This window comes from Funiculus sociatus GB2-C1, from assembly GCF_039962115.1.
GTDB classification, from domain to species: Bacteria; Cyanobacteriota; Cyanobacteriia; order Cyanobacteriales; family FACHB-T130; genus Funiculus; species Funiculus sociatus.
Genome location: NZ_JAMPKJ010000009.1, coordinates 72,279 through 93,969, shown reverse-complemented (window position 1 = coordinate 93,969; position 21,691 = coordinate 72,279). Strand labels below are relative to the sequence as shown.

Sequence of the window (21,691 nt, the reverse complement as noted above, 5' to 3'; positions counted from 1 at the left end):
TCAGGACTGAGGGCTGAGAACAAACAGAATTAACAACGTCCTCAGTCCTTAGCCCTCGGTACTCATATATGAATAGTGAACTACTTCAACAAGTAAGGGTAATAGATCCTGTTTCTGGAACTGACCAGATTGCCGATGTTCTGATTGCGGATGGTTACATAAAAGCAATCGAAACTCAAATTTCTGCAAATCCCGCAGAAACATCGGTGCGGGATTGTCGTGGATTGGTGCTGGGGCCAGGACTGGTGGATTTATACAGCCACTCCGGTGAACCTGGGTTTGAAGAACGGGAAACCTTAGTAACGCTTGTTTCCGCGGGGGCGGCTGGAGGCTTTACCCGGTTGACAATTTTGCCGGACACATTGCCAGCTATCGATAACCCAGCTGGTTTAGCTTATCTTCAACAATCCACAATCCGAAATCCACAATCGAAAATTGGATTTTGGGGTGCTTTAACTTTGGGTGTGCAAGGCCAGCAAATGACAGAGTTGGCAGAACTTGCAGCGGCTGGAGTGGTGGGTTTTGCTGATGGTAAGCCGATATCGAATTTGGCGCTGCTGCGAAGAATTTTGGAATATCTTCAGCCTCTAGGAAAACCAGTGGCTTTGTGGGCTTGCGATCGCCATCTTTCTACCAATGGGGTGATGCGAGAAGGTGCGGCTTCAATTCGTTTTGGTTTGCCAGGAAATCCCGCGATCGCGGAAACATCTGCTCTGGCTGCTTTGTTGGAAGTGGTAGAATCCACTGGCACGACCGTCCACATCATGCGCGTTTCTACAGGTCGCAGCGTTAAGCTAATTCAGGATGCTAAGGCGCGGGGTTTGCCAATAACGGCGAGTACCACTTGGATGCACTTGCTGCTGAATGCTGAGGATGTGGGGAGTTATAATCCTTCTTTACGTCTGGAACCACCTCTGGGCAACCCATCTGACCAAGCAGCATTAATTGAGGGTGTGCGGAGTGGGGTACTTGATGCGATCGCTATTGACCACACTCCCTACACTTACGAAGAAAAAACCGTCGCCTTCGCCGAAGCACCAGCAGGCGCGATTGGTTTAGAGTTAGCTTTGCCGCTACTTTGGCACATCCTGGTCGAGAATGGCGACTGGAGTTCTTTAGAACTGTGGCGGGTTTTGAGTACCCGTCCCGCCCAGTGTTTACAACAAAAACCAGCTGCGATCGCAGCTGGTCAACTCGCTGAAATTATTTTATTTGACCCCCAACTAACTTGGAAAGTCGAGAGGCAAAACCTCAAATCCCTCTCACTCAACACTCCCTGGCTAGGTCAACAGTTGCAGGGTCGCGTCGTCCAAAATTGGAGTCACGGCTAATCACAGCTAATATAAATGAACAATTAGCCCTCAGGCTTCTGGCAAAAGCCTTAAATAAATTTTAGGCTTAAAACTTAAACCCGTTTTAACGGGTTGAAACATTTACCCAGTCATTAAATGACTTTAGCTATTAGCCCGAACTAAAGTTCAGGGCTGACTTTTGCCATTAGCCATTAGCCCTTTCACTTATCCGAGGAATCAACTGGAGACTGATCCACTTCTCCGGCGCGATTCAAAGGCCAGAAACGTACTATCGCCCGACCAATTATCTTGTCGCGGGGGACAAAACCCCAGTAATGGCTATCATAGCTGTTGTTGCGATTATCACCAAGTACCAAATAAGCGTTAGGTGGCACCTTCACTGGGCCATAACGGTAATTAGGCTGTTCGTCTATATATTTTTCCCGCAAGGCTTGATCGTTGACATAAACTCGTCCCCCTTTCACCTCTACCTTGTCTCCCGGTATACCAATCACCCGCTTAATGAAGGCATCGTGGAAATTTTGCTTTTCTAGGGCTTCGGTGGGATTAAATACTACAATGTCTCCCCGTTCTGGAGAGGTAAACTTGTAACTAACCTTGTCTATAATCAGACGGTCATTGATTTGTAGCGTTGGTAGCATCGATCCGGAAGGGATGTAGCGTGCTTCTGCTACAAAAGAGCGAATTCCAAAGGCTAAAATGGCGCTAAGCCCAATCGTTTTAATTCCCTCTATAAAGGGATTTTCAACTTGTTGTTGGGTTTTGCTGTCTGGTTCTTGATTCTGCACGTCAGTCATAAACGGTTAATCACTCAAAGCAAAGGGATATAACGGATTACCCATCTAATGATTTATATCAAGGAAAACAATGTTTCTACCTATATTTTGTCTAAATTTTGCCTAAATACATCCTGCCATCATTAAAAATATTTGGCTGGCGTGTTTACCGTAATTTCCTCGGCTCCAGTAAAAAAATGCCTTATTGCGCTAAAGTCTAAGCACAGCATACACTTTTCGCGCTCACTTGACGATTGCATAAACCACTGATTGCCATGCTCCTCTGTTTATCCGCAACGCTAACATTCTTCTGCCCAATGGTGAGTTTTTAATTGGGGATGTCGAAACTCGTGGCGGGGAAATTGTCCAGGTTGCGTCAGAAATCCCAAGAGATGACTCTGGTAAAGAAATAGACGGTTCGGGTCTGACTTTGTTGCCGGGAGTTCTTGATCCGCAGGTACATTTCCGGGAACCGGGGTTGGAACACAAAGAAGACTTGTTTACTGCGAGTTGCACTTGTGCCCAGGAGGGGTAACGTCATTTCTGGAGATGCCTAATACTCGCCCTCTGACAACTACGCAGGCGGCTTTGGATGACAAGCTGCGGCGGGCGCAAGAAAAGTGCTTAGTTAATTATGGCTTTTTTATTGGGGCAACGGCGGAAATTTTGCTGGATCTTTTAGAGGCGCATCCGACTCCTGGAATTACAATTTTTATGGGATCGATGCACGGTCAGTTGTTGGTAGAACAGGATACGGCGCTGGAGTCCATTTTTGCACAAGGCGATCGCTTAATTGCGGTTCACGCTGAAGATCAAGCCCGAATTAATCAACGTCGTCAGGAATTTGCCGGGATCAACAATCCGGCAATCCACTCCCAAATTCAGGATAATCAAGCTGCCCTTAATGCTACGCAACTGGCGTTAAATCTTTCTAAAAAATACCAGCGAAGGTTACATATTTTGCATATGTCTACAGCTGAGGAAGCCCAGTTACTGCGTCAGGATAAACCGAGTTGGGTGACTGCGGAAGTAACACCGCAACATTTGCTGCTAAACACTAGCGCTTATGAAAAAATTGGCACACTGGCGCAGGTGAATCCGCCTTTGCGATCGCTTCATGACAACGAAGTTCTCTGGCAAGCTCTTCTCAATGGTGTAATTGATTTTATCGCTACCGATCATGCTTTCCAGACTTTGGAAGAAAAAGCCCAAGTCTACCCCAATACTCCTTCGAGAATGCCTGGTGTTGAAACATCTCTACCGCTGATGTTAACTTCTGCTATGCAGGGACGTTGTAGTGTTGTCCAAGTTTCTAACTGGATGTCTGCGGCTGTAGCCCAAGCTTATAATATTCCCAAAAAAAAAGGCGCGATCTCTCCTGGTTATGATGCCGATTTAATCTTTGTTGATTTGAACAGTTACCGTCCTGTTTTGCTCGAGGAATTACTTACCAAATGTGGTTGGAACCCCTTGTAAGGGTGGAACCTCACTGCCTGGACTGGTGTGACTATTGTCGGCGGTCAGGTTGTTTACGACCGAGGAAAACTTAATACAGAAGTCCGCGGTCAAGCTTTATGTTTTTGCTAATTTCTAACTTTTAAATTAGTCAATCTTTTTCGCAGAAACGGCTTGACAAACTCTTGTAATTATAGTTAAATAATAATCCAACAAGAGTTGACACGGTAGGCATCATGCCTACCGTGTAATTTTTTAAAAGGCAAGATGTAAACGCAAAGGTAGGCAAAGTTCTTTGCGTTTACCTTTGCTACCTAGAGCGTTTAAATCTTTAATGACCCCAAATTAAATGCACCTGCTGGGACAAGTTCAGCTTGACGACCATTATCAGCTGAATAAGTTAAGTGGATGCTCAAGAAGTTTAACGGTTTATACTGCAAACGTTCCGCCCATTCAATGGCGACAATGCCCAAAGGGACTTCAATGCCTTCCCAGTAAGTTTCCAAGTTTAACGCTGTCACTTCGGTAGGTTCTAAGCGGTATAAATCCAGGTGATACAGAGGAATGCGTCCTTCTCGATACTCGTTAATTAAGGTGAAGGTGGGACTAACAATTGGATCGATAATGCCCAAGCCTTCACCAATGCCTTGAACGAGAGTAGTTTTGCCAGCACCCAAGTCTCCTTCTAGCAAAATCGTACTACCAGCACTTAGCGATCGCCCAAGATTTACGCCCAGCGATCGCGTAGCTGTTGCATCTAGTAGAGAAATTACTTGCAATTCCTAACTTCCAACTCCTAACTCTATCCCTTGAGCGCGACTATACCACCTCAGCAAAATCCTAGCTAGACGTTGAGGATCGTGCCTTACATAACCTGTTTCTTCATCCTCATCCATCACATTCGCCAGAACAATTCTTCGCCCCAACTCTCCTACAGCTTCTCTGTCTAAAAAAACCGGATGAGAACTTTCCTGAGCATATCGAATCAGAGTATGAGCAGAGGGAACTTTTTTATGTACCAGGACGGCGTTAAATAATTGTTGACCGCAAGCAGCGTCAATGGCGCGGATGTGGTCTGAGACAGTGTAGCTTTGGGTTTCCCCTGGCTGGGTCATAATGTTACAGACGTAAATGATCGGAACTTGTTTTTGAGCGATCGCTGCGGCAATTTCCGGTACTAACAAATTCGGGATCACGCTGGTATAAAGGCTACCAGGGCCAATGATAATATAATCGGCTTCATGAATTGCCTGTAAAGCTTTGGGCAAGGCTGGGGGATTGCTGGGAATGCAACCAATTTTTTTAATTTTACCCCCCGCTTCCGTGATGCTGGACTCTCCTTCAATCCGCCGCCCATCTTCTAATTCTGCCCAGAGACGAACATCACTCAATGTTGCTGGTAACACCCGTCCCCGCACAGCTAAAACTTGGGAACTAGCAGCGATCGCTCTCTCCAAATCTCCAGTAATATCGCTCATCGCCGTTAAGAACAAGTTACCAAAACTGTGACCTACTAAACCATCCCCAGCCTTAAAGCGGTATTGAAACAGTTCTGTTAATAACTTCTCCTGGTCTGCCAAAGCCGCTATACAGTTGCGAATATCCCCAGGAGGTAGCACCCCAATTTCCCGCCGCAGACGACCGCTAGAGCCGCCATCATCTGCCACAGTGACAATAGCCGTAATATTGGCGCTGTAGTGCTTCAATCCTCTAAGCAAAGTAGAAAGCCCCGTACCGCCGCCAATTGCGACAATTTTTGGACCTCGGTTCAGTTTACGATGAGCTAACAGCACATCAATCAGTTGTTCATCTGATGAGGGCTTCAGCACCGAGGTAATCGCTCCCATAGAGCGAGTTTGCCCCAAAAAAATCAAAAACACCCCGAAAGCGATCGCAATCGGGCCAGACACATAGTTAGGAAGGATGGTGGTAATCGTTTCCAGTAGCTCCCCAATGAACTGAATCAACCAAAAAATCGGTGTCAGCTTCACCCAAATTGCCAAACCCAAAGTGGTTAGCAGCACACCACCCGCACTAATCACCAACCAACGTTTTACCAACAATCCGGGAGCCAACCATTTAAACCAGCTATTGACTCGGTGGGGAGTTCTGGAGTTCAAACCCCACGGGATGTGCGACTCTTGTCTCAGGGTGCGTAAGGCTTGTTTAAAAATAGCGTTTGACATTGCTGATTCCTGGGGAACACGAAGGCAAGATTCGACTTTAACGAGAAAGGGCGCAAAATCACTGAAATAGGAACGCTCCCATAAATCGCTTCTACGAGTTGATTGGACTGGCACACTTGTGTCTAAGTTGCCACTTTTAAAGAGCAACAGGGAGCCTTTGCCCATCAGAATACATTTTTTGCAGCTTCTTGGGATGTGACATACGAAACTAATAAAGTTTGTCTCCAAATTTTTAACTGAGCTTATGATACGCTTGCGACGTTCAGCAGCAAAATCAGGAATTAGAGGGAGCTAATATAAACATTGCATCAGAAGTCAGCTTGAGTCGCCATTTTAGGCGGCAGCTCGCTTGGTTTATCCCGTAAACTTGGCTAAATGGAAAAGCGAATTTTAGGATTAGACCCTGGACTTGCCACATTAGGATTTGGCGTAATTCTCTGCAAACCACCTGACTGCTTAGCTGTGGCGAATCTTCCTGCTGCCAAGCGCCCAGTAAAAACCGCGCCAGAAGTAGCAACATTGCTGGATTTTGGTGTTATCCAAACCTCCGCCAAAACGGAGATGGGAGAACGACTCCGCACAATTTACGACGATTTGCACACTTTGCTGGATCAGTGGGAACCCGATTTGGTGGCGATTGAGAAATTGTTCTTCTATCGGATGGGGAACACAATTTTGGTGGCTCAAGCGCGGGGGATAATGGTGTTAGTGTTGGCCCAGCACGGTATCCCCTATGTTGAATTTACGCCAGCACAGATTAAGCAGGGGCTTACTGGCATGGGTAATGCTGATAAGTCAGAAGTGCAGCAAGCCGTAGCGCGGGAATTAAATTTAGACTATATTCCCAAGCCAGACGATGCCGCAGATGCCCTTGCGGTGGCGCTGACAGCGTGGTATGGGCAGTAGCCGCAATCTACACATCCGTACAAAGGAAACACGCTCAGCCTATTTGCGTCATCAATCTTATGGAGTCATCCCTCTTAAATTCGGCTACTTACCTTTGAGTGTCATGAAACCTGAGCGCTGGTTGTTGTGTGCTGCTTCCCTTTGTTTGCTCAATACGCCTGCCGTGAGCAGTGTTCCCGTTCCCACGATTCTTGCCCAAGCTCAAGGTGAAGAACAAACTAGCATTGATGTTTATCGCACTGTCAGTCCGGCGGTAGTCACTATCAGTACCGGGAGAGGTTCCGGTTCTGGCACTATTGTTAGTCCAGAAGGGCTGGTTTTAACTAACGATCACGTTATTCGCAGCGCCAGAGGTGGTGTGGTGAGCGTCAGTACCACTACAGGCAAGCGCTATACCGGGCAAGTAATTGCTACTGACCGACCGAATGACTTAGCGCTAGTAAGATTGAATACGAGCGATCGCTTCCCCAGTGTCAAGCTGTCCAATCCCGCAAGCATTCAAGTCGGTCAGCGCGTCTTTGCTATTGGCAGCCCCTTTGGATTGTCGGGAACGTTGACAACAGGTATCTTAAGCCGTGTTGGTCGCAATGGCGACTTACAAACGGATGCAGCACTTAATCCGGGCAATTCCGGAGGACCTTTGCTTAACTCACGGGGCGAACTCATCGGTGTCAACAAAGCCATTCTCAGTCCCGGTGGCGGAGGCAATACGGGGATTGGGTTCGCTACCAGTGCTACAGTTGCCAGAAATTTTATTCAACAAAACCGTAACCGAACCGCTCCCCCGATTACTACCGCTCAAAGTCCGTCTGTGCCTTCAACTCGTGGCTTGGGTGTGACTGTAGATACAGGGACACTGGTAGTTTTGGGGGTACAGCCAGGCTCGCCTGCTGCGAATATCGGAATCAGACCCGGAGACAGAATCATTGCTATTAATGGTCGTCGTCTTAGGGGAGTTCAAGACTTGCAAACTTTCTTAGCTCGTCGTCCAGCTTCGGCAATTCTCACGGTGGGACGGAATCGCCGTTTGGCTGATGTCCGGGTGAATTTTTGAAGTTGGGAAAAAATGTGTCTTGAACTACAGGACTTACGCAGTTAATTAGTGAATGGCTGATTCTGTCGTAGGGGCATGGCAATGCCATGCCCCTACAGTGTGTTGACGTGCGTAAGCCCTGAACTACTGTAGGGCGGGCATCTTGCCTGCTCCACACGAGCCTACCCAATAACTTCACTTCCCGCACACCGCTTGACAATATTCCCCTTTTTCATGTATTTAACACTAATTTTTCTGTATGCTATTTGACTAAGAAGCTTCCGCGAACTTAACTATCCTATTGCTTAGTGATGTAGGGACGGGTTGATAGAAATGCGCCAGCTAATCAGTCAACCATTATGAAAAACAAGTCTCGACTGCGGGGATGCTTTTCGATGTGGAAGCTTCTAACACAAACGTTTTGGTGAGATGAGGAGTGTAGCGTATGAAAACAAAGAGCCACTGGGCAATGCCTGTTACCCTGTTTGCTGTCGGATTAACCGCTGCGGGGGGCTTGAATCTCTCCGCCACTGCGGTCACTAACAGCACCACATATAGCTCTATTCAAGAATCACAACCAAATTCTATTCAGCCTCAGGGCGAGTTGCTACTAGCACAGGGACTTGTGGGACAGTGCCGCGCCGTTAATCAGCGGATTTTTGTCTACGCACAGCGTTCAACCACGAGTCAAACGATTAGAACCTTAGCTCCCAACGAAACAGTTACTCTGGCAGATAATGGTAGTGCTGGTTGGATTGCCATTAATGCGCCTGCTACGGGTTACGTACAGGCACAATACCTTAAACCCTGCACTGGAGCAAACAATCCTCCCCCTGTTCAACCTTCCAGCCTCTGTCGCGTAGTTACGTACAGAGGAAGTGAGGGTTTGGCTATTCGTAGTGGCCCCAACAAAACTGGCACCAGAGTTGGTGGAATCAGACTTGGCGATCGCGTTACTCTCGCGAAGAGTCCTCCAGACTTAACTTACGATAGCGATCGCCGTGCTTGGGTACAAATTACCGCCCCGGTTGCCGGATGGATTTCTTACGGCTATCCTAGTTCAAACTCATTGAATGTCGGTCGTTGTCCGTAGTATTTTAGCCTAAACTCATTAAGTTAAAATCACCCCATATTTTTACCAAGTTTCTTGGAAATGGGGTGATTTTTTTGACAAGATTCAATTGAGTGGCTGTTTCCTTCTATTTATAGAATGCGTTAATCACGCTTAACAACCTAATACTTTGAACCAATTGAAAATCCAAACTTGACATTACTCTACTTGACGTACTGACATTCTGTGTAGCGGGAGAGACAGTATGCAAGAAAAGGTCAACAAGTAAGAAAAAGCAGCCGTCAACCTCAAATTAATTGATAAGATTTCCCACTCAGGATGCCAAAGCTTCAGGATACCTACCATGACGCAGTGTACTATCCAGTAAGAAAAGCTCATTGATAACAGCATTTGCTCACTTGTCTCAAGCTCAGAAGCTTGAGTTGAGTCGCCATCAGATAGTAAAAAAAGTCCCGCAATACTAGCAACTAAAGAAGCGAAAAGTAAATAATCGTGCCAGTGCAGATTTGGCATTTATCTAACCCTGCTTATCTCAAATTTATGAATTGCAACTCAGTCTAAAGGATAATTTTCCGGAGATAAAGCAATAGTTACAAACTGCAACCTACGACACCTGAAAACTTAAAGTTTTGCAACAAATGCCAATTAGCGACTTAGCAACCCTCTTGTTGAGTTTCGCAAGCACCAATACTCACCCAACTACTAGAACCATCCGCCCAATGTTCCTTTTTCCAAATTGGAGCGTTGTGCTTTAGGGTATCAATCGCATATTGGCAGGCTTCAAAGGCTTCCGAACGGTGAGGACAACCCACAGCTACTAGCACGCTGATTTGACCAATTTCTAAGCGTCCGATGCGATGGTGAATTACAACCCGATTGACATCTTGCCATGTTTGGCGGATATCAGCGGCAATTTGTCTAAAGATTTGTAAAGCCATCGGCTCATAAGCTTGATACTCCAAGGCAACTACTGGTCTACCATCGGTTTGATTGCGAACCATTCCACTCATCACCACAATGGCACCGTTACCTGGGTCATCTCCTAAGGCATAAACTTCTTCCAGTGACAAGGGAGCAAAGGAGATGGCAAAGTTGTCTCCTTTGTGGTGTTGAGTGGGAGTGTTTAAAAGACTGGTGACACCATTCATCAAGTTGAAATCCTGAGCAAGGAACTGGATCTATTGTGATCGATCCAGCGCCCTAAGCCTATGAAAATATTAACAGTGAGGGGATGGCAAGATGCTGACCCACAAATTAAGATTTACCGCTGCCCATCAGGTAAAGTAGTGCCATGCGAACGGCAACGCCGCTCGTCACCTGCTGGGAGATTAAACTGAACTGGGGGTCGTCCATCAGGTCAGAACTAATTTCCACGCCACGATTAACTGGCCCTGGATGCAGCACTTTAACGTTCTGTTGGCAGAGTTTCAGGCGATCGCGTGTTATCCCATACCGTTGATGGTATTCTCGCAGACTAGGCAGCAAATGCTGAGTCATGCGTTCCTTTTGCAGCCGCAACGTCATCACAAAATCGGCATTTTGTAAAGCTGGTTCTAAATCCCAGTGGAGAAATAGCTTTCGTTGGGGATTGGGGATTGGGGATTGGGGAATTGCCTCTCCCTCAAGTCCCTGGCTACCGTAGGCAGCAAAAAGCTGGGGTAAAAGAGTGGGTGGCCCAGCTAGATGAACCTCTGCGCCTGTCGCTGTCAAACTCCAGATATTCGATCTGGCTACCCGCGAGTGGAGAATATCGCCAACAATGACAATTTTTTTGTCTTTGAGGAGTTCGAGTCGCGGGTGGCCTGGGTCTAAAAGAGTGCAGATGGTAAACAAGTCTAAGAGTGCTTGGGAAGGGTGTTCGTGCTGACCATCACCAGCATTGAGGACACCTACCCGCGATCGCAAACGATCCATTTCCAAGGCGATCGCTTGCGGCACTCCCGCCTCCCGATGGCGAATCACCATCATATCCGCACCCATTGCCAGATAGGTTTTCGCCGTATCCAGAATTGTCTCGCCCTTCGTCAAAGAAGACGTTGCTGCTGCAAAATTCAGCGTATCAGCAGAGAGGCGCTTTGCTGCCAGTTCAAAACTACTGCGAGTACGGGTAGAAGATTCAAAAAACAAATTAGCGACTACCTGACCTTGTAGCGTTGGTACTTTCTTCGTGCGCCGCGAAAGCACCTCTTGAAAACTGGCAGCAGTTTGCAGCACAGTGTCGTATTCATCTGGCGTAAAATCTGCCAAGGAAAGAATGTGGTGACGAGTCCAATTGGTAGTAGGCATCAGAAAAATAATTAAAAATTAAAAATTAAAAAATCAAGATATGTTCTTTCATTTTTAATTTTTAATTTTACATTTTTAATTGTGGGCTACTACCCTCAAAGCAACCGAGATCAGCGATAAGAAGGTCAAAAATCCCACTGCATCCAGCATTGTAGTTAATAACGGGCCGCTAATTAGAGCTGGATCGAGGTTAACCCGCTTCAAACCCATTGGCAGCAAAGTTCCCAAAGTCGCGGCTACGATAACATTAACAGCCATCACCATTGCGGCAACTAAAGCCACCCATCGGTCATTTGGCGGCGACCAAATTAACGAAAGGATGCCAAGGGCAAAACTTAAAGCTAAAGCCGTACCCAACCCCGCTAAGATTTCCTTGCGGAGAATTTTTAACGTATCTTCCGGTGTCACTTCACCTACACCGAGTCCGCGTACTGTCACTGATAAAGCTTGAATAGCGACATTGCCACTGGTGTTGGACAAAATCGGCATGATGACCGCAAGAACTGGCACAACCGAAATTACACCTTGGAAGGGCGCGATCGCACTCGCCGCACCAATATACAAACCAATATTACCCAACAACCACGGCAGTCGCTTGCGAAGCGTAACGTGGGGAGGCGACAAAGCGGCTTCATCACCACCACTCACCCCAGCGAGTTTCTGAATGTCTTCGGTTGCTTCCTCCTCTAGAATGTCCACCACGTCGTCAATGGTAATAATCCCCACCAATCGGTCTTCGCGGTCAACTACAGGTACTGCAATCAGGTCGTAACGCTTCATTAGTTGCGCGACTTCTTCCTGGGGCGTTTCCGTAGTAGCTTTGACAACGCGATCGCTGGCAATATCACGGATCAGGGCATCGGGAATTGAAAATAACAGCTGCCGCAAAGACACCACCCGAACCAGTTTGCGGTTGTTGTCTGTGACGTAGGCGTAATAAATTGTTTCCTTATCTTCGTCACTCAGACGGATTTTGCTTAAGGCTTCTCCCACCGTTAAGCCTTCCCGCAACCATACATATTCTGTAGTCATCACGCGCCCAGCAGTACCTTCTGGATAACCCAGAATTCTCGCTGTTGCTTGCCGTTCCGAAGGGCTGAGTTGTTGCAAAAGCCGCCTTACGACTCCAGCTGGCAACTCATCAAACAATTCTGCCCGGTCATCAGGGCGCATCGCCTCGACAATTTGCACCACCTGGTTGTCATGCAGCGAATTAATCAATTCTTCCTGCACCTCTGGCGGCAGATATTCAAATACATCAATAGCCGGATCTTTCTTCAGTAATCGGAATGCGATCGCCCGCTTTTCTGGAGGCAATTCTACAATGTAATCCCCCACATCTACCGCTGGCAAACCATTCAATTCCGACTTTAGCTGATTTAAGTCGCCAATATCCGCCAGTGCAACACGTCCTTCTTGAGTGAGCATTCTTCCTTCCTATTCCTAGTCTCCCCACGCGCTGGCAAAGACTAGATCGCCCACCAGACGCTAGAGGAGTTTACTACTGTCACCTAATGGACTTCGGTCCATAAATTCCGCAGAAATCTACACTGATATCGCTAAGCAATGCCAGTAAATATATGCTATCCCCTCAAGGTGCATTTCACAATTGGCGCGATCGCACCAATCTATCCAAATACCAAATATAAGTTTGAAAAATTATGCAACTTATAAAAAAATCTATCGCCCCGCTTTTAACTGGAGTAATCGTTCTCAACCTAAGTAGCTGTACTACTACTCCTACCAACCGCAAAACAGACAACGCAGTTAATCCAACAACAATTTCAAATACTGCTGCTAGCACAACTACTACCACGACCTCAAGAACCACCATCACTGTCACCATCTACCAACCGGATAATCAGTGTCAGGAATTAGTGCCAGAAAAAGTAGCTGTCTCAGATAAAAATTCAGTAGCAGCAGCAGTTGGTAAAGTTTTGGAAGAAAGGGACACAGCCGACTTCAATTTAGCTGGGTATCGCGTCAAGGTTAATCAAAAAAGTGGCGTTGCTACTGTTGATTTGCGACTGGCACCCAATCAAGAACGGAAGTTTGTCTCTTTGTCAACTTGCGAACAATTCGCTCTATTCGGCAGTTTGCGAAAAACGCTGATTAGTAATCAAGCGTGGAAGATTAAAGATGTCCGCTTCACAGACCAAGGACAGGAAATTTATCTCTAGAGTTTGGAAACAGCCGGACAGTTTCCCAGATACCACCGCCAAGGCAAATCAATCCCCTGAGTTAAACCAATCCGAGTCGTCTGGACGATTTCGGGTGTAAATTCTGAGGAGCGATGTTCTAACCACAGAGGTTGACCGGGTTGTAGAACTTGTGCATTGAGAGTGCTGTCAATTTGCAAGGCGCGACAGAGTTTACCGGGCCCAGCGGCAATTCGTGATGGTTTTACTCGGTCGCGCTCATTTATCCATCTGGGTAATGACTCTAGCTGCAAAGCCCGAATTAATACTGCACTAGGAACGCCGTCCCGGTCTGTCACAACGTTGAGGCAATGATACATCCCATAGATTAAATAAACATAAGTTCGTCCCGCCTCCCCAAACATCACCGAGTTTCGCCCAGTTCGCCGCCGATAGGCATGACACGCTGGATCGTTTTCTCCGTAAGCTTCAGTTTCCACTATCAGCCCCCGGATAATTTCTCCGTCTGCCATTTGCCGTACCAGCGTACAGCCAATTAGGTCGGGTGCAACTTCCGTGGATGGACGTTCTAGCCAGGAAAGTTCTACAACTTGATTATTTTTGATACAATTCATCGTAAATATACTTAATTACGCCTTAGGGGACATAAAAACAAATGGATGTGAAACTGGTTTTAGTGGCATTAACAATTCTTTTTACTGTATCGTGCCTGTTTTTTGGCACCAAGAATGGATTCTACGATTCAGACAACTATCATGGAAACGGTTCTGCCCATTAATTAATTTTGGATTTTAAACCGATTTGGATTGAGTCGGAATCCACAATTTTAAATTGCAAATATCAATCGAATAATGAGTCAAGCTCCCCCGGCATCATCTCACGGCTACGATGATCTAGCCTATTTGCCCTATGGCGTTGGTCATAGCGACGAAGGGGTATGTTTGCTGGTGCGGTTGGGCCCATACCGCGTTCTTTTAGACTGTGGTTTGGCGGATATTTCGCCGCTTTTGAAAGCAGGAAATCCTCCAGCAGATTTGGTGCTGTGCAGCCATGCACACTCGGATCATGCTCGTGGGTTACTGGCGTTACGTCAGGCTTTCCCACAGTTGCCAATTTACGCCAGTGAGGTGACAACCCAACTACTGCCGCTGAATTGGCCAGAGGTAGATACTAAGGATATTCCACAATTGTGTCAGGCTTTGCCGATGCGATCGCCTGTGGAATTCCAAACCGGACTAGCGGCGGAATTGTTCCCAGCCGGGCATTTACCAGGCGCTGCAGCAATATTGCTTACCTACACTGCTCCACAACGCACCTACTCGCTACTTTACACAGGTGACTTCTTTCTCTCCAATTCCCGGCTGGTGGAAGGTTTGCCCCTGGAAGCTCTGCGCGGCTTAGAGCCTGATGTGCTAATTGTGGAAGGCAGTTATGGCACAGCACGTCATCCCCACAGACGAAACCAAGAAAACATCCTTGCAGAGCGAATTAATCAAGCGATCGCTGGGGCGAAATCTGTCTTAATGCCCGTCCCGACTTTAGGGCTAGGGCAAGAACTCCTAATGCTGTTGCGGAGTCACCACCTATTCACTGGTCAAAATTTAGACATTTGGGTAGATGGCAACGTTGCAGCTGGCTGCGATGCCTATCTGGAACTGCTACCCTCTCTCCCATCATCAGTACAAAATTTTGCCCGACATCAATCTTTATTTTGGGATGAGCGGGTGCGCCCTCGTGTGCGCCGGTTGCCTTCAGAACAGCGTTCCTCAATTGGAAAGTCTCCCTGTATCGTCCTCACCGATGAAAGTCATGATTTAAGGGAATACTGTCAACCAGGCACCGGGCCTTGGGTATTATTACAACCTCAGCAACGTAGGAACATGGCAATGCCATATCCCTACAGCCTCATTACTGGCGGCGAAGCACTGATTGCTCAGGACTATTTACTGGCCCAGCATTCGGATGGTTTGGGAACCACCCAGTTGATCCATAATCTCCGTCCGCAGCACGTAATTTTTGTTCACGGCTCCCCGACTTATTTGGCTGATTTAACTGGTTTGGAGGAGTTACACAACCGCTACCACTTGCATTCTCCAGGCGCGGGAACGTTGGTAGAACTCCCGATAGGCGAGACGTTTGTGCAACCTGCGGCACCAGAAACCAGCTATGAAGGGGAACTGTCGGAATTGGGAGCTGTGGTGACAATTACTTTACCAGAAGCGATCGCTCTAGACCCCCGCTTTACTAACTTTTCTGACACTGGTTTAGTAGAAGCCCGATGGCAGGGTGAAGAACTGGTATTGCGCGGCTTGTCCCAACGGGAACTACTTAGTCAGAGCAGCGATGCCAAAGTTCCCCTGAGTATTGAATGCTGCGGCAATTGCCTGCACCAACGGGGGCAACGCTGTTGGAACCAGGACTCGCCCCTCTATGGTTTTAAGGTGACACCGGAGGGATACTGTCCAGTTTTTGAAACGGCGCATCCCGCCGCTACACCCTCTGATACCGACTTAGAAAGTCGTGAAGAGTGAAGTAACGACCACCAAGTCCGAGTACTGATTATGGTGGTGGCTTCGAGTTTCATTGTGAAAAAGGCAAAATTGAAAAGTTAAATTTTGCCTTTTTAACTGTTTAATCTGGATTCGAGTCTGGGAAACTCGGACGAATCTGCTCAGCTTCTGGGCAATCGTCAGATACAAGAGGTTCCACATTCCCTCGCGGTACTGAAGCCAACTTCTGAGTTACAGCACCGATGCTTTCCAAGCGAACCATTTCTTCCCAAGAACAAACTTCATCTTCTTCTTCGGTTTCATACCGGAGTGTTACTAAATCTCCTTCAATGTCAAGAATGCGAGCGCGTTCTATCCAGCGTTGTTGGTCCCGCAAGAAAATACAGACCTCACGACCATCGCAACAGAGTTGATAAATCTTGCGGTGTAGCATGGGTTGCTTCTCCTGAGCTGATAAGTTTTTAATCCGTAAGAAACCTGTGAACCAATTTTTGGGTACACAACTTCTTTCCAACTTGATACGATTTGACTGCCCCACTTCTGGCAAGTTCCACTTTTCATCTTTACCCACTTTTCCCCAAATTCTCGAAACTTGAAGCAAATTTGAGGATATGGATTTTTCCCCGACAGGGAGAGGGAAAAAGAATTTTTCCTCCAACTCGCTCTCCAAAATCTCGCAGGTGGGATTTCCTTTCCAGGTTCAGGCTGGAAATCCAGTTTTTGGGCTGGCGAGGATGCCTTTTGGTCTGCCCAGCGCCGATTTTTAGGAATATGTGGGAATTGAGGGTAAGGACAAAAATTCAAAGTGAGGGTTCTAAATGATGTTACCGATTTAATCTCAAAGTTTAGCTTGAATCCTGTGGTATTTAAGATTGTAATTTCACAATACTCCCCAGCTACAAGCTCCTAGACGCCAAGTTGCTTCTCTTAAAAGCTCGCTTCCATCCTCGTTCAAGGTCATTGGCTGACTAGAAAAACTTGAATTACGATAGTTGCGGGTCTCACGCAAGCGCTTTGAGTAGAGTAGATGGAAGGTTACTGATGAGAAAAGCACCGACGGGAAACAAGTCAAGCTGCGGCAGCCATCAATTTTGACATTACTACTCGCGTTTTTTCCAAGAAGCGCATCTAAGCTGCAATTGGTAGTTCTTATTAATCATTCTAATAATTCTTGGGCAAAGTCGGCGGCTAGAACGGAGAAATTTTTATGAATATATCAATATATGTAGCTTTCCGGTATTGCGGCATCCCTGAATAAATTAATCAAGACGCTTTGCAGCCCTCTGCTAAGGGTCTGAAAGCGAGGACTCCTAAAGATACCATTGCCACACCCGCACCCGCCTCTCTTTTGATCTGACCTGCATCCACTGCCTCATAAAGGGCATGAAGAGCATCTAAATCCGATGACTGGTAGCATTTGTTTACCAGCACCTGGCGAATCAATCCCTCTGAAGCAACGCTGAGACAACCTGTTTGGAAAGCCGATTGTACAAGTGTGCGAATCATGATGTAGGCGTGCATCCTTCGAGTGTGTATTCTTAGTATCTAATACTTTTCAAACGTGGATATTGATTGAAATCGGTCATTAAGTGTGATTTTAGGCGGTATTCACCTGTGATTTGCGTCACAGCTAAGGCGAGCTATTTGAGGGTTTACTGATTGACTGTTCGCTCTTGCTGATTTGTGCATGGAGACTCCAGCGTTTGACCGAAGTAAAATATATTGCCCATCTCTTAGTGACAGCTTAGAAGAACAACTGTTAAAAAGGCATAAACTTAATGAGGATGGGTATAAAAGTTTGTTAAAGTTTGAGACTGGTAGCTGATCACCCGATAAGTGGGAAAACAAAACCGTGTTTGAGATCGCCATTAAGCAGCAGCAATACAAAACCTATGTCCTCTCAGACCAAGCCGCCCAATCTCACCTAGAGGTTGTTCCCGAACGAGGCGGCATTATCGCCAGCCTACGTCTCAAAGGTCAGGAAATCCTCTACCTAGATGCAGAGCGGTTTGCCAATCCAGACTTGAGTGTCAGAGGTGGGATTCCGATTCTCTTTCCGATTTGCGGGAATTTACCCGAAAATACATACACTATCAACGGTCAGTCATACCATCTCAAGCAACATGGCTTTGCCCGCGAACAGCCTTGGGAAGTCACTGACCAAGAGACTCAAGACAAAGCAAGCCTTACCCTTATCCTAAACAGCAACGACTCCACACGCGCCGTTTACCCTTTTGACTTTCAACTCGCCTTCACCTACGTTCTGTTGGGCAATACGCTAGAAATTCGACAGCGCTACACCAATCACTCAGGGACAGTGATGCCCTTTTCCACAGGTTTGCATCCTTACTTCTGGACACCGGAAAAGACTCAACTAAGCTTTGAAATCCCCGGTACGGAATACCTGGATCAGCGCACCCACCAAACCCATTCGTTTACTGGTGCCTTTGACTTAGACGCTGATGAAATTGATGTTGCTTTTCGACAGCTTAGTGGGAATTCTGCCACAGTTAGCGATCGCGCTCGTCACTTACAGCTGACCCTCAACTGGGACAACAACTATTCCACCTTTGTCTTCTGGACGGTCAAAGGCAAAGATTTTTACTGCATAGAACCTTGGAGTGCGGCCCGCAATGCGCTAAATACTGGTGAGCAACTAATTCACCTGGAACCAGGAGCCAGTTTGGAGACACTTGTGCGCCTAGCCATAAATTTTGTCTGAAAAAAGTTTTGCATTTCTAGTAATTCGTGTTATCGTTATGAACGGTGCGAAAAACACAAATTTCTTCGGGTCGCTAACTCAACGGTAGAGTACTCGGCTTTTAACCGAATAGTTCCGGGTTCGAATCCCGGGCGACCCATATAAATATAAAAACAAATATAAAAAGACAAAAGGCAGAAAAAAGAATTTTCTACTTTCTCGCGCTTGGTATATAAAACAAGTTTATAGTTGCTGTAGTTAGGGATAATCTATGAATTGACTAAGATAATTCCCTAGAGACTGGTAAACTATCTTAAGATTATCGTAATAATTTCGCTCGTCTAGAACAAATTAACTTGACGACCACTAACTAGGAGGATCATATATTATGGCGCTCGTACCAATGCGGCTGATGTTGGATCACGCGGCCGAAAACGATTACGGCATCCCTGCTTATAACGTAAATAACATGGAGCAGATCCAGGCAATTATGCAGGCTGCCCATGAAACAAATAGTCCCGTGATTTTGCAAGCCTCTCGCGGCGCTCGCAAGTATGCTGGAGAAAACTTTCTGCGCCATCTGATTTTAGCGGCAGTGGAAACTTACCCCCACATCCCCATTGCCATGCACCAAGATCATGGTAATTCACCATCTACCTGCTACTCTGCCATGAGCCACGGTTTTACCAGCGTCATGATGGATGGCTCCTTAGAAGCAGATGCTAAGACTCCAGCCAGCTTCGAGTACAACGTCGAAGTCACCCGGAAAGTGGTAGAAGTTGCACACTCCATCGGCGTTAGCGTCGAAGGCGAACTGGGTTGCTTGGGTTCTCTGGAAACTGGCATGGGTGACAAAGAAGATGGTCACGGTGCGGAAGGAGTTCTCTCTCACGACCAGCTGCTGACTGACCCAGACGAAGCCGTTGCCTTCGTGGAACAAACTCAAGTAGATGCTTTGGCGGTTGCTATTGGTACCAGCCACGGTGCTTACAAGTTTACCCGCAAGCCGACTGGGGAAATCCTGGCTATCAGCCGCATTGAAGAAATCCACAGCCGTCTGCCGAACACGCACCTAGTGATGCACGGTTCCTCCTCTGTGCCGGAAGACCTACTGGCTCTGATTAACCAGTATGGCGGTACAATTCCAGAAACCTACGGTGTACCTGTAGAAGAAATTCAAAAGGGTATCAAGAGCGGTGTTCGGAAAGTGAACATCGACACTGATAACCGCTTGGCTATCACAGCAGCAGTGCGCGAAGCCCTTGCCAAAGATACTAAGGAGTTTGACCCCCGCCACTTCCTCAAGCCTTCTATCAAGTATATGCAGAAGGTTTGTGGCGATCGCTATCAGCAATTTGGCGCAGCTGGTCAAGGCACCAAAATTAAGCAGGTGTCTTTGGATGATTTCGCTGCTAAGTATGCTAAAGGCGAGTTGAGCGCTGTCACCAAGAAGGCTTTGACTGTCTAAGCAAATTTTGGATTTTGGGTTAATCGCCAATCTAAAATAGAAAATTTTCCTTGGCGGGTAGCTTTTTAGCTACCCGTTTTTGTATATCAAAAGAGTGGCTTGGCAAACTTTCAGGAACCAACCAGAGCAACCTTGTAGAACTGCATATCGTTGTTTTTCAAGAGTTTGTTATTTTTATGGCTACTAAGAAAAAGTTTCAGCCTTCTAACATTGGCAAGCCCGCAAGACGGCAGGGAAGCGCCCCGAAAAATACTAGCACCCAAAATACTACTAAGCCAAAAAAGCCTGGTCAGTAAGGTGCAAAGTGTGGGTGTTAACACTTCGCGGGACTTTTTCCATTCAACAATACTGGCGGCAAGCAGCTTTATTCGCATATCGCCAGTATTGTTAAGGAGAAGTTACATGAAAACTCGATGTTGCAGGGAAGGCATCTGACGGCGGACTTGTTCGAGGCGAGAGGGGTTGATTTCTGCGATCGCTACCCCCGGTGCATCCCCCGCATCCGCTAAAATAACACCCCAAGGATCAATAATCATCGCGTGTCCGTGAGTCTGCCGCAAGGCATAGTGTTGCCCAGTCTGGGCTGGGGCGATAATGTAGCAGGTGTTTTCAATTGCTCTGGCTTGGAGTAATACTTGCCAGTGGTATGCGCCAGTGTAGGCGGTGAAGGCAGCTGGGACAAAGAAAATGTCGGCTCCCATCTGCGCCAAGTGCCGATAAAGTTCCGGAAAACGGACATCGTAACACACCGAGAGTCCTAAATTACCTAAGTGCTTTGAGGGATAAACTGGCGGTATGCGAGTGCCAGCCATAACTGTGCTAGATTCTCGGTAGGTGTTGCCGTCGGGCAAGTTAACATCAAATAGATGCACTTTTTCGTAACGGGCGAGTTCTTGCCCTGAAGGATCGATGAGCAGGGCGGTGTTATAGACTTTTTGGCTGTCAACGGGAACCGGGAACCCGCCCCCTAAGATGGTAATTTGAAAGCGCTGTGCCATTGTTTTGAGGAATTTTTCGCTCTTTGTGGCGATCGCATCCCCAAGAGCAATCTTATCTTCCTCTTTTCCCAGGAAGGAAAAGTTTTCTGGCAAGCTCACTAACTCGGCACCCTGCCGCACGGCAAGATCGATCAGTTCTTCTGCCTGTACCAGGTTTTTTTCCAGGTCTGGCAAGCTAGTCATTTGTATGGCGGCGGCAAGATAGGACTTCATGTGGCTCTCGTGGATTATTTAAATCAGCCTAAATGCTGGTGATGTTGGGAACATAGAAATATATGTTATTACTTTGCCGCCTCTATGGCCAGTAATAAGGTGATAGTTCAGACAATCTAGCTTTTAGATATAGATATTTAGCCTACTCCTTTGGATAGATATAGGGTCTATCTATCCGGAAAAGCGAAACAAATCTTAAGCAAGGTTGGTCTTCAGTTAAAATGCTGTATAGGAAATTCGCGTGTTCTGATGGGAATAACTATGAGTCTAATCCGTAAAATTGTTCAACAAGCTTTAGCGACTGGGTATCTAACCGTGGAAGCAGAAGATCAGCTACGTCAACTTTTACAGACAAAGTACGATTTCGAGGACTTTACGGCTTTTATTACGTTACAGAAAGAGGCGATGGAAGGTCGGGTACGGCAAGAGTCGCGGGAATTGCTGCACTCAAAGCGTCTTGCAGCGTTGGTATGACTGGCGAGTAGCGATCGCCCACCAGAATGACCAGTGATGATGTCTTAGAGAAAGGCTGCAAGGCGCAAGAGGAAGAGAGAAGAACAGGGCGATCGCTTCTGTGAGATGAGGTAAGCGATTGTTTGGGCTGCTTCTTCAGGA

Annotated in this window: 21 protein-coding genes, 1 tRNA gene and 1 pseudogene; 12 read left to right on the top strand and 11 right to left on the bottom strand. The window is 46.9% G+C overall.

Going from position 1 to position 21,691, the window contains the following annotated elements; genetic code table 11:
• The first annotated feature begins 68 nt into the window (after positions 1–68).
• On the top strand, positions 69–1,331 hold the full coding sequence (locus NDI42_RS06850) for a dihydroorotase (protein ID WP_190459592.1): 1,263 nt from the start codon (positions 69–71) through the stop codon (positions 1,329–1,331).
• 182 nt (positions 1,332–1,513) lie between these two features.
• Here NDI42_RS06850 and lepB read toward each other — a convergent pair whose 3' ends face one another.
• Positions 1,514–2,110, bottom strand: coding sequence for a signal peptidase I (gene lepB, locus NDI42_RS06845; protein ID WP_190459590.1), 597 nt, complete (start codon positions 2,108–2,110; stop codon positions 1,514–1,516).
• Between the two features lie 262 nt (positions 2,111–2,372).
• On the opposite strand from lepB, the pseudogene NDI42_RS06840 reads away from it, so the two are divergent.
• Positions 2,373–3,676 (top strand): annotated as a pseudogene (locus tag NDI42_RS06840) (dihydroorotase).
• A gap of 191 nt (positions 3,677–3,867) precedes the next feature.
• Here NDI42_RS06840 and tsaE read toward each other — a convergent pair.
• Together tsaE and NDI42_RS06830 are read right to left on the bottom strand one after the other, a co-directional pair.
• Entirely contained in the window at positions 3,868–4,323 is a 456-nt protein-coding gene (gene tsaE / locus NDI42_RS06835) for a tRNA (adenosine(37)-N6)-threonylcarbamoyltransferase complex ATPase subunit type 1 TsaE (protein WP_190459588.1), read from the bottom strand.
• Positions 4,324–4,326: 3 nt separating this feature from the next.
• The gene (locus NDI42_RS06830; RefSeq protein ID WP_190417663.1) at positions 4,327–5,730 is read right to left on the bottom strand and encodes a gluconeogenesis factor YvcK family protein; all 1,404 of its coding nucleotides are present in this window, start codon (positions 5,728–5,730) and stop codon (positions 4,327–4,329) included.
• 375 nt (positions 5,731–6,105) lie between these two features.
• On the opposite strand from NDI42_RS06830, the gene ruvC reads away from it, so the two are divergent.
• The 3 genes from ruvC to NDI42_RS06815 all read left to right on the top strand — a co-directional run bounded on the left by ruvC (position 6,106) and on the right by NDI42_RS06815 (position 8,762).
• On the top strand, positions 6,106–6,636 hold the full coding sequence (ruvC, locus tag NDI42_RS06825) for a crossover junction endodeoxyribonuclease RuvC (protein WP_190417661.1): 531 nt from the start codon (positions 6,106–6,108) through the stop codon (positions 6,634–6,636).
• A 103-nt stretch (positions 6,637–6,739) separates the two neighbouring features.
• Positions 6,740–7,690 (top strand): S1C family serine protease, encoded by a 951-nt coding sequence (locus NDI42_RS06820; protein WP_190417659.1) that lies wholly within the window; start codon positions 6,740–6,742, stop codon positions 7,688–7,690.
• Positions 7,691–8,114: 424 nt separating this feature from the next.
• On the top strand, positions 8,115–8,762 hold the full coding sequence (locus NDI42_RS06815; RefSeq protein ID WP_190459586.1) for an SH3 domain-containing protein: 648 nt from the start codon (positions 8,115–8,117) through the stop codon (positions 8,760–8,762).
• Between the two features lie 177 nt (positions 8,763–8,939).
• Here the strand turns inward: NDI42_RS06815 and NDI42_RS06810 are convergent, their stop codons facing one another.
• The 4 genes from NDI42_RS06810 to mgtE all read right to left on the bottom strand — a co-directional run bounded on the left by NDI42_RS06810 (position 8,940) and on the right by mgtE (position 12,455).
• Positions 8,940–9,254, bottom strand: coding sequence for a hypothetical protein (locus NDI42_RS06810; protein ID WP_190417655.1), 315 nt, complete (start codon positions 9,252–9,254; stop codon positions 8,940–8,942).
• A 140-nt stretch (positions 9,255–9,394) separates the two neighbouring features.
• Positions 9,395–9,889 (bottom strand): molybdenum cofactor biosynthesis protein MoaE, encoded by a 495-nt coding sequence (locus NDI42_RS06805; RefSeq protein WP_190459584.1) that lies wholly within the window; start codon positions 9,887–9,889, stop codon positions 9,395–9,397.
• A gap of 106 nt (positions 9,890–9,995) precedes the next feature.
• Positions 9,996–11,027 (bottom strand): aspartate carbamoyltransferase catalytic subunit, encoded by a 1,032-nt coding sequence (locus NDI42_RS06800; protein WP_190459582.1) that lies wholly within the window; start codon positions 11,025–11,027, stop codon positions 9,996–9,998.
• A gap of 75 nt (positions 11,028–11,102) precedes the next feature.
• Complete coding sequence (gene mgtE, locus NDI42_RS06795) at positions 11,103–12,455, bottom strand: magnesium transporter (RefSeq protein ID WP_190459580.1); 1,353 nt, start codon at positions 12,453–12,455, stop codon at positions 11,103–11,105.
• A gap of 233 nt (positions 12,456–12,688) precedes the next feature.
• Between mgtE and NDI42_RS06790 the strand changes: the two genes are divergently transcribed.
• Positions 12,689–13,207, top strand: a complete 519-nt coding sequence (locus tag NDI42_RS06790; protein ID WP_190459579.1) for a sporulation/spore germination protein — start codon at positions 12,689–12,691, stop codon at positions 13,205–13,207.
• On the opposite strand, the gene NDI42_RS06785 is transcribed toward NDI42_RS06790, so the two are convergent.
• Positions 13,204–13,800 carry a DNA-3-methyladenine glycosylase gene (locus tag NDI42_RS06785; RefSeq protein ID WP_190459577.1) on the bottom strand — a complete coding sequence of 199 codons (597 nt, stop codon included), beginning with the start codon at positions 13,798–13,800 and terminating at the stop codon, positions 13,204–13,206. The genes NDI42_RS06790 and NDI42_RS06785 overlap by 4 nt on opposite strands.
• 41 nt (positions 13,801–13,841) lie before the next feature.
• Between NDI42_RS06785 and NDI42_RS29065 the strand changes: the two genes are divergently transcribed.
• Together NDI42_RS29065 and NDI42_RS06780 are read left to right on the top strand one after the other, a co-directional pair.
• Positions 13,842–13,964 (top strand): hypothetical protein, encoded by a 123-nt coding sequence (locus tag NDI42_RS29065; RefSeq protein ID WP_488656608.1) that lies wholly within the window; start codon positions 13,842–13,844, stop codon positions 13,962–13,964.
• Positions 13,965–14,037: 73 nt separating this feature from the next.
• On the top strand, positions 14,038–15,717 hold the full coding sequence (locus NDI42_RS06780; protein ID WP_190459576.1) for an MBL fold metallo-hydrolase: 1,680 nt from the start codon (positions 14,038–14,040) through the stop codon (positions 15,715–15,717).
• A 100-nt stretch (positions 15,718–15,817) separates the two neighbouring features.
• Here the strand turns inward: NDI42_RS06780 and NDI42_RS06775 are convergent, their stop codons facing one another.
• Positions 15,818–16,129, bottom strand: coding sequence for a DUF6679 family protein (locus tag NDI42_RS06775; RefSeq protein WP_190417754.1), 312 nt, complete (start codon positions 16,127–16,129; stop codon positions 15,818–15,820).
• Positions 16,130–16,959: 830 nt separating this feature from the next.
• Complete coding sequence (locus tag NDI42_RS06770; protein WP_190459575.1) at positions 16,960–17,202, bottom strand: hypothetical protein; 243 nt, start codon at positions 17,200–17,202, stop codon at positions 16,960–16,962.
• A 346-nt stretch (positions 17,203–17,548) separates the two neighbouring features.
• On the opposite strand from NDI42_RS06770, the gene NDI42_RS06765 reads away from it, so the two are divergent.
• The 3 genes from NDI42_RS06765 to fba all read left to right on the top strand — a co-directional run bounded on the left by NDI42_RS06765 (position 17,549) and on the right by fba (position 19,865).
• A complete protein-coding gene (locus NDI42_RS06765; protein ID WP_190459573.1) occupies positions 17,549–18,418 on the top strand; it encodes an aldose epimerase family protein in 870 nt (289 codons plus the stop codon).
• Between the two features lie 67 nt (positions 18,419–18,485).
• Positions 18,486–18,557 (top strand) — tRNA-Lys (locus NDI42_RS06760).
• Positions 18,558–18,785: 228 nt separating this feature from the next.
• Complete coding sequence (gene fba / locus NDI42_RS06755) at positions 18,786–19,865, top strand: class II fructose-bisphosphate aldolase (RefSeq protein ID WP_190445046.1); 1,080 nt, start codon at positions 18,786–18,788, stop codon at positions 19,863–19,865.
• A 398-nt stretch (positions 19,866–20,263) separates the two neighbouring features.
• On the opposite strand, the gene NDI42_RS06750 is transcribed toward fba, so the two are convergent.
• Positions 20,264–21,076 carry a carbon-nitrogen hydrolase family protein gene (locus NDI42_RS06750; protein WP_190459570.1) on the bottom strand — a complete coding sequence of 271 codons (813 nt, stop codon included), beginning with the start codon at positions 21,074–21,076 and terminating at the stop codon, positions 20,264–20,266.
• 261 nt (positions 21,077–21,337) lie between these two features.
• Here NDI42_RS06750 and NDI42_RS06745 point away from each other — a divergent pair, with 261 nt between their 5' ends.
• Positions 21,338–21,550: a hypothetical protein gene (locus tag NDI42_RS06745; protein WP_190417640.1), complete on the top strand. Its 213-nt coding sequence runs from the start codon at positions 21,338–21,340 to the stop codon at positions 21,548–21,550.
• Positions 21,551–21,691 lie beyond the last annotated feature (141 nt).

What these genes read in the sequence shown, in the direction of transcription:
- NDI42_RS06850 (WP_190459592.1), top strand. Translation starts at nt 69, where the DNA reads ATGAATAGTGAACTACTTCAACAAGTAAGGGTAATAGATCCTGTTTCT.
- lepB (WP_190459590.1), bottom strand. Translation starts at nt 2,110, where the DNA reads ATGACTGACGTGCAGAATCAAGAACCAGACAGCAAAACCCAACAACAA.
- NDI42_RS06830 (WP_190417663.1), bottom strand. Translation starts at nt 5,730, where the DNA reads ATGTCAAACGCTATTTTTAAACAAGCCTTACGCACCCTGAGACAAGAG.
- ruvC (WP_190417661.1), top strand. Translation starts at nt 6,106, where the DNA reads ATGGAAAAGCGAATTTTAGGATTAGACCCTGGACTTGCCACATTAGGA.
- NDI42_RS06820 (WP_190417659.1), top strand. Translation starts at nt 6,740, where the DNA reads ATGAAACCTGAGCGCTGGTTGTTGTGTGCTGCTTCCCTTTGTTTGCTC.
- NDI42_RS06815 (WP_190459586.1), top strand. Translation starts at nt 8,115, where the DNA reads ATGAAAACAAAGAGCCACTGGGCAATGCCTGTTACCCTGTTTGCTGTC.
- NDI42_RS06810 (WP_190417655.1), bottom strand. Translation starts at nt 9,254, where the DNA reads ATGCCAAATCTGCACTGGCACGATTATTTACTTTTCGCTTCTTTAGTT.
- NDI42_RS06805 (WP_190459584.1), bottom strand. Translation starts at nt 9,889, where the DNA reads ATGAATGGTGTCACCAGTCTTTTAAACACTCCCACTCAACACCACAAA.
- NDI42_RS06800 (WP_190459582.1), bottom strand. Translation starts at nt 11,027, where the DNA reads ATGCCTACTACCAATTGGACTCGTCACCACATTCTTTCCTTGGCAGAT.
- mgtE (WP_190459580.1), bottom strand. Translation starts at nt 12,455, where the DNA reads ATGCTCACTCAAGAAGGACGTGTTGCACTGGCGGATATTGGCGACTTA.
- NDI42_RS06790 (WP_190459579.1), top strand. Translation starts at nt 12,689, where the DNA reads ATGCAACTTATAAAAAAATCTATCGCCCCGCTTTTAACTGGAGTAATC.
- NDI42_RS06785 (WP_190459577.1), bottom strand. Translation starts at nt 13,800, where the DNA reads ATGAATTGTATCAAAAATAATCAAGTTGTAGAACTTTCCTGGCTAGAA.
- NDI42_RS29065 (WP_488656608.1), top strand. Translation starts at nt 13,842, where the DNA reads ATGGATGTGAAACTGGTTTTAGTGGCATTAACAATTCTTTTTACTGTA.
- NDI42_RS06780 (WP_190459576.1), top strand. Translation starts at nt 14,038, where the DNA reads ATGAGTCAAGCTCCCCCGGCATCATCTCACGGCTACGATGATCTAGCC.
- NDI42_RS06775 (WP_190417754.1), bottom strand. Translation starts at nt 16,129, where the DNA reads ATGCTACACCGCAAGATTTATCAACTCTGTTGCGATGGTCGTGAGGTC.
- NDI42_RS06770 (WP_190459575.1), bottom strand. Translation starts at nt 17,202, where the DNA reads ATGATTCGCACACTTGTACAATCGGCTTTCCAAACAGGTTGTCTCAGC.
- fba (WP_190445046.1), top strand. Translation starts at nt 18,786, where the DNA reads ATGGCGCTCGTACCAATGCGGCTGATGTTGGATCACGCGGCCGAAAAC.
- NDI42_RS06750 (WP_190459570.1), bottom strand. Translation starts at nt 21,076, where the DNA reads ATGAAGTCCTATCTTGCCGCCGCCATACAAATGACTAGCTTGCCAGAC.
- NDI42_RS06745 (WP_190417640.1), top strand. Translation starts at nt 21,338, where the DNA reads ATGAGTCTAATCCGTAAAATTGTTCAACAAGCTTTAGCGACTGGGTAT.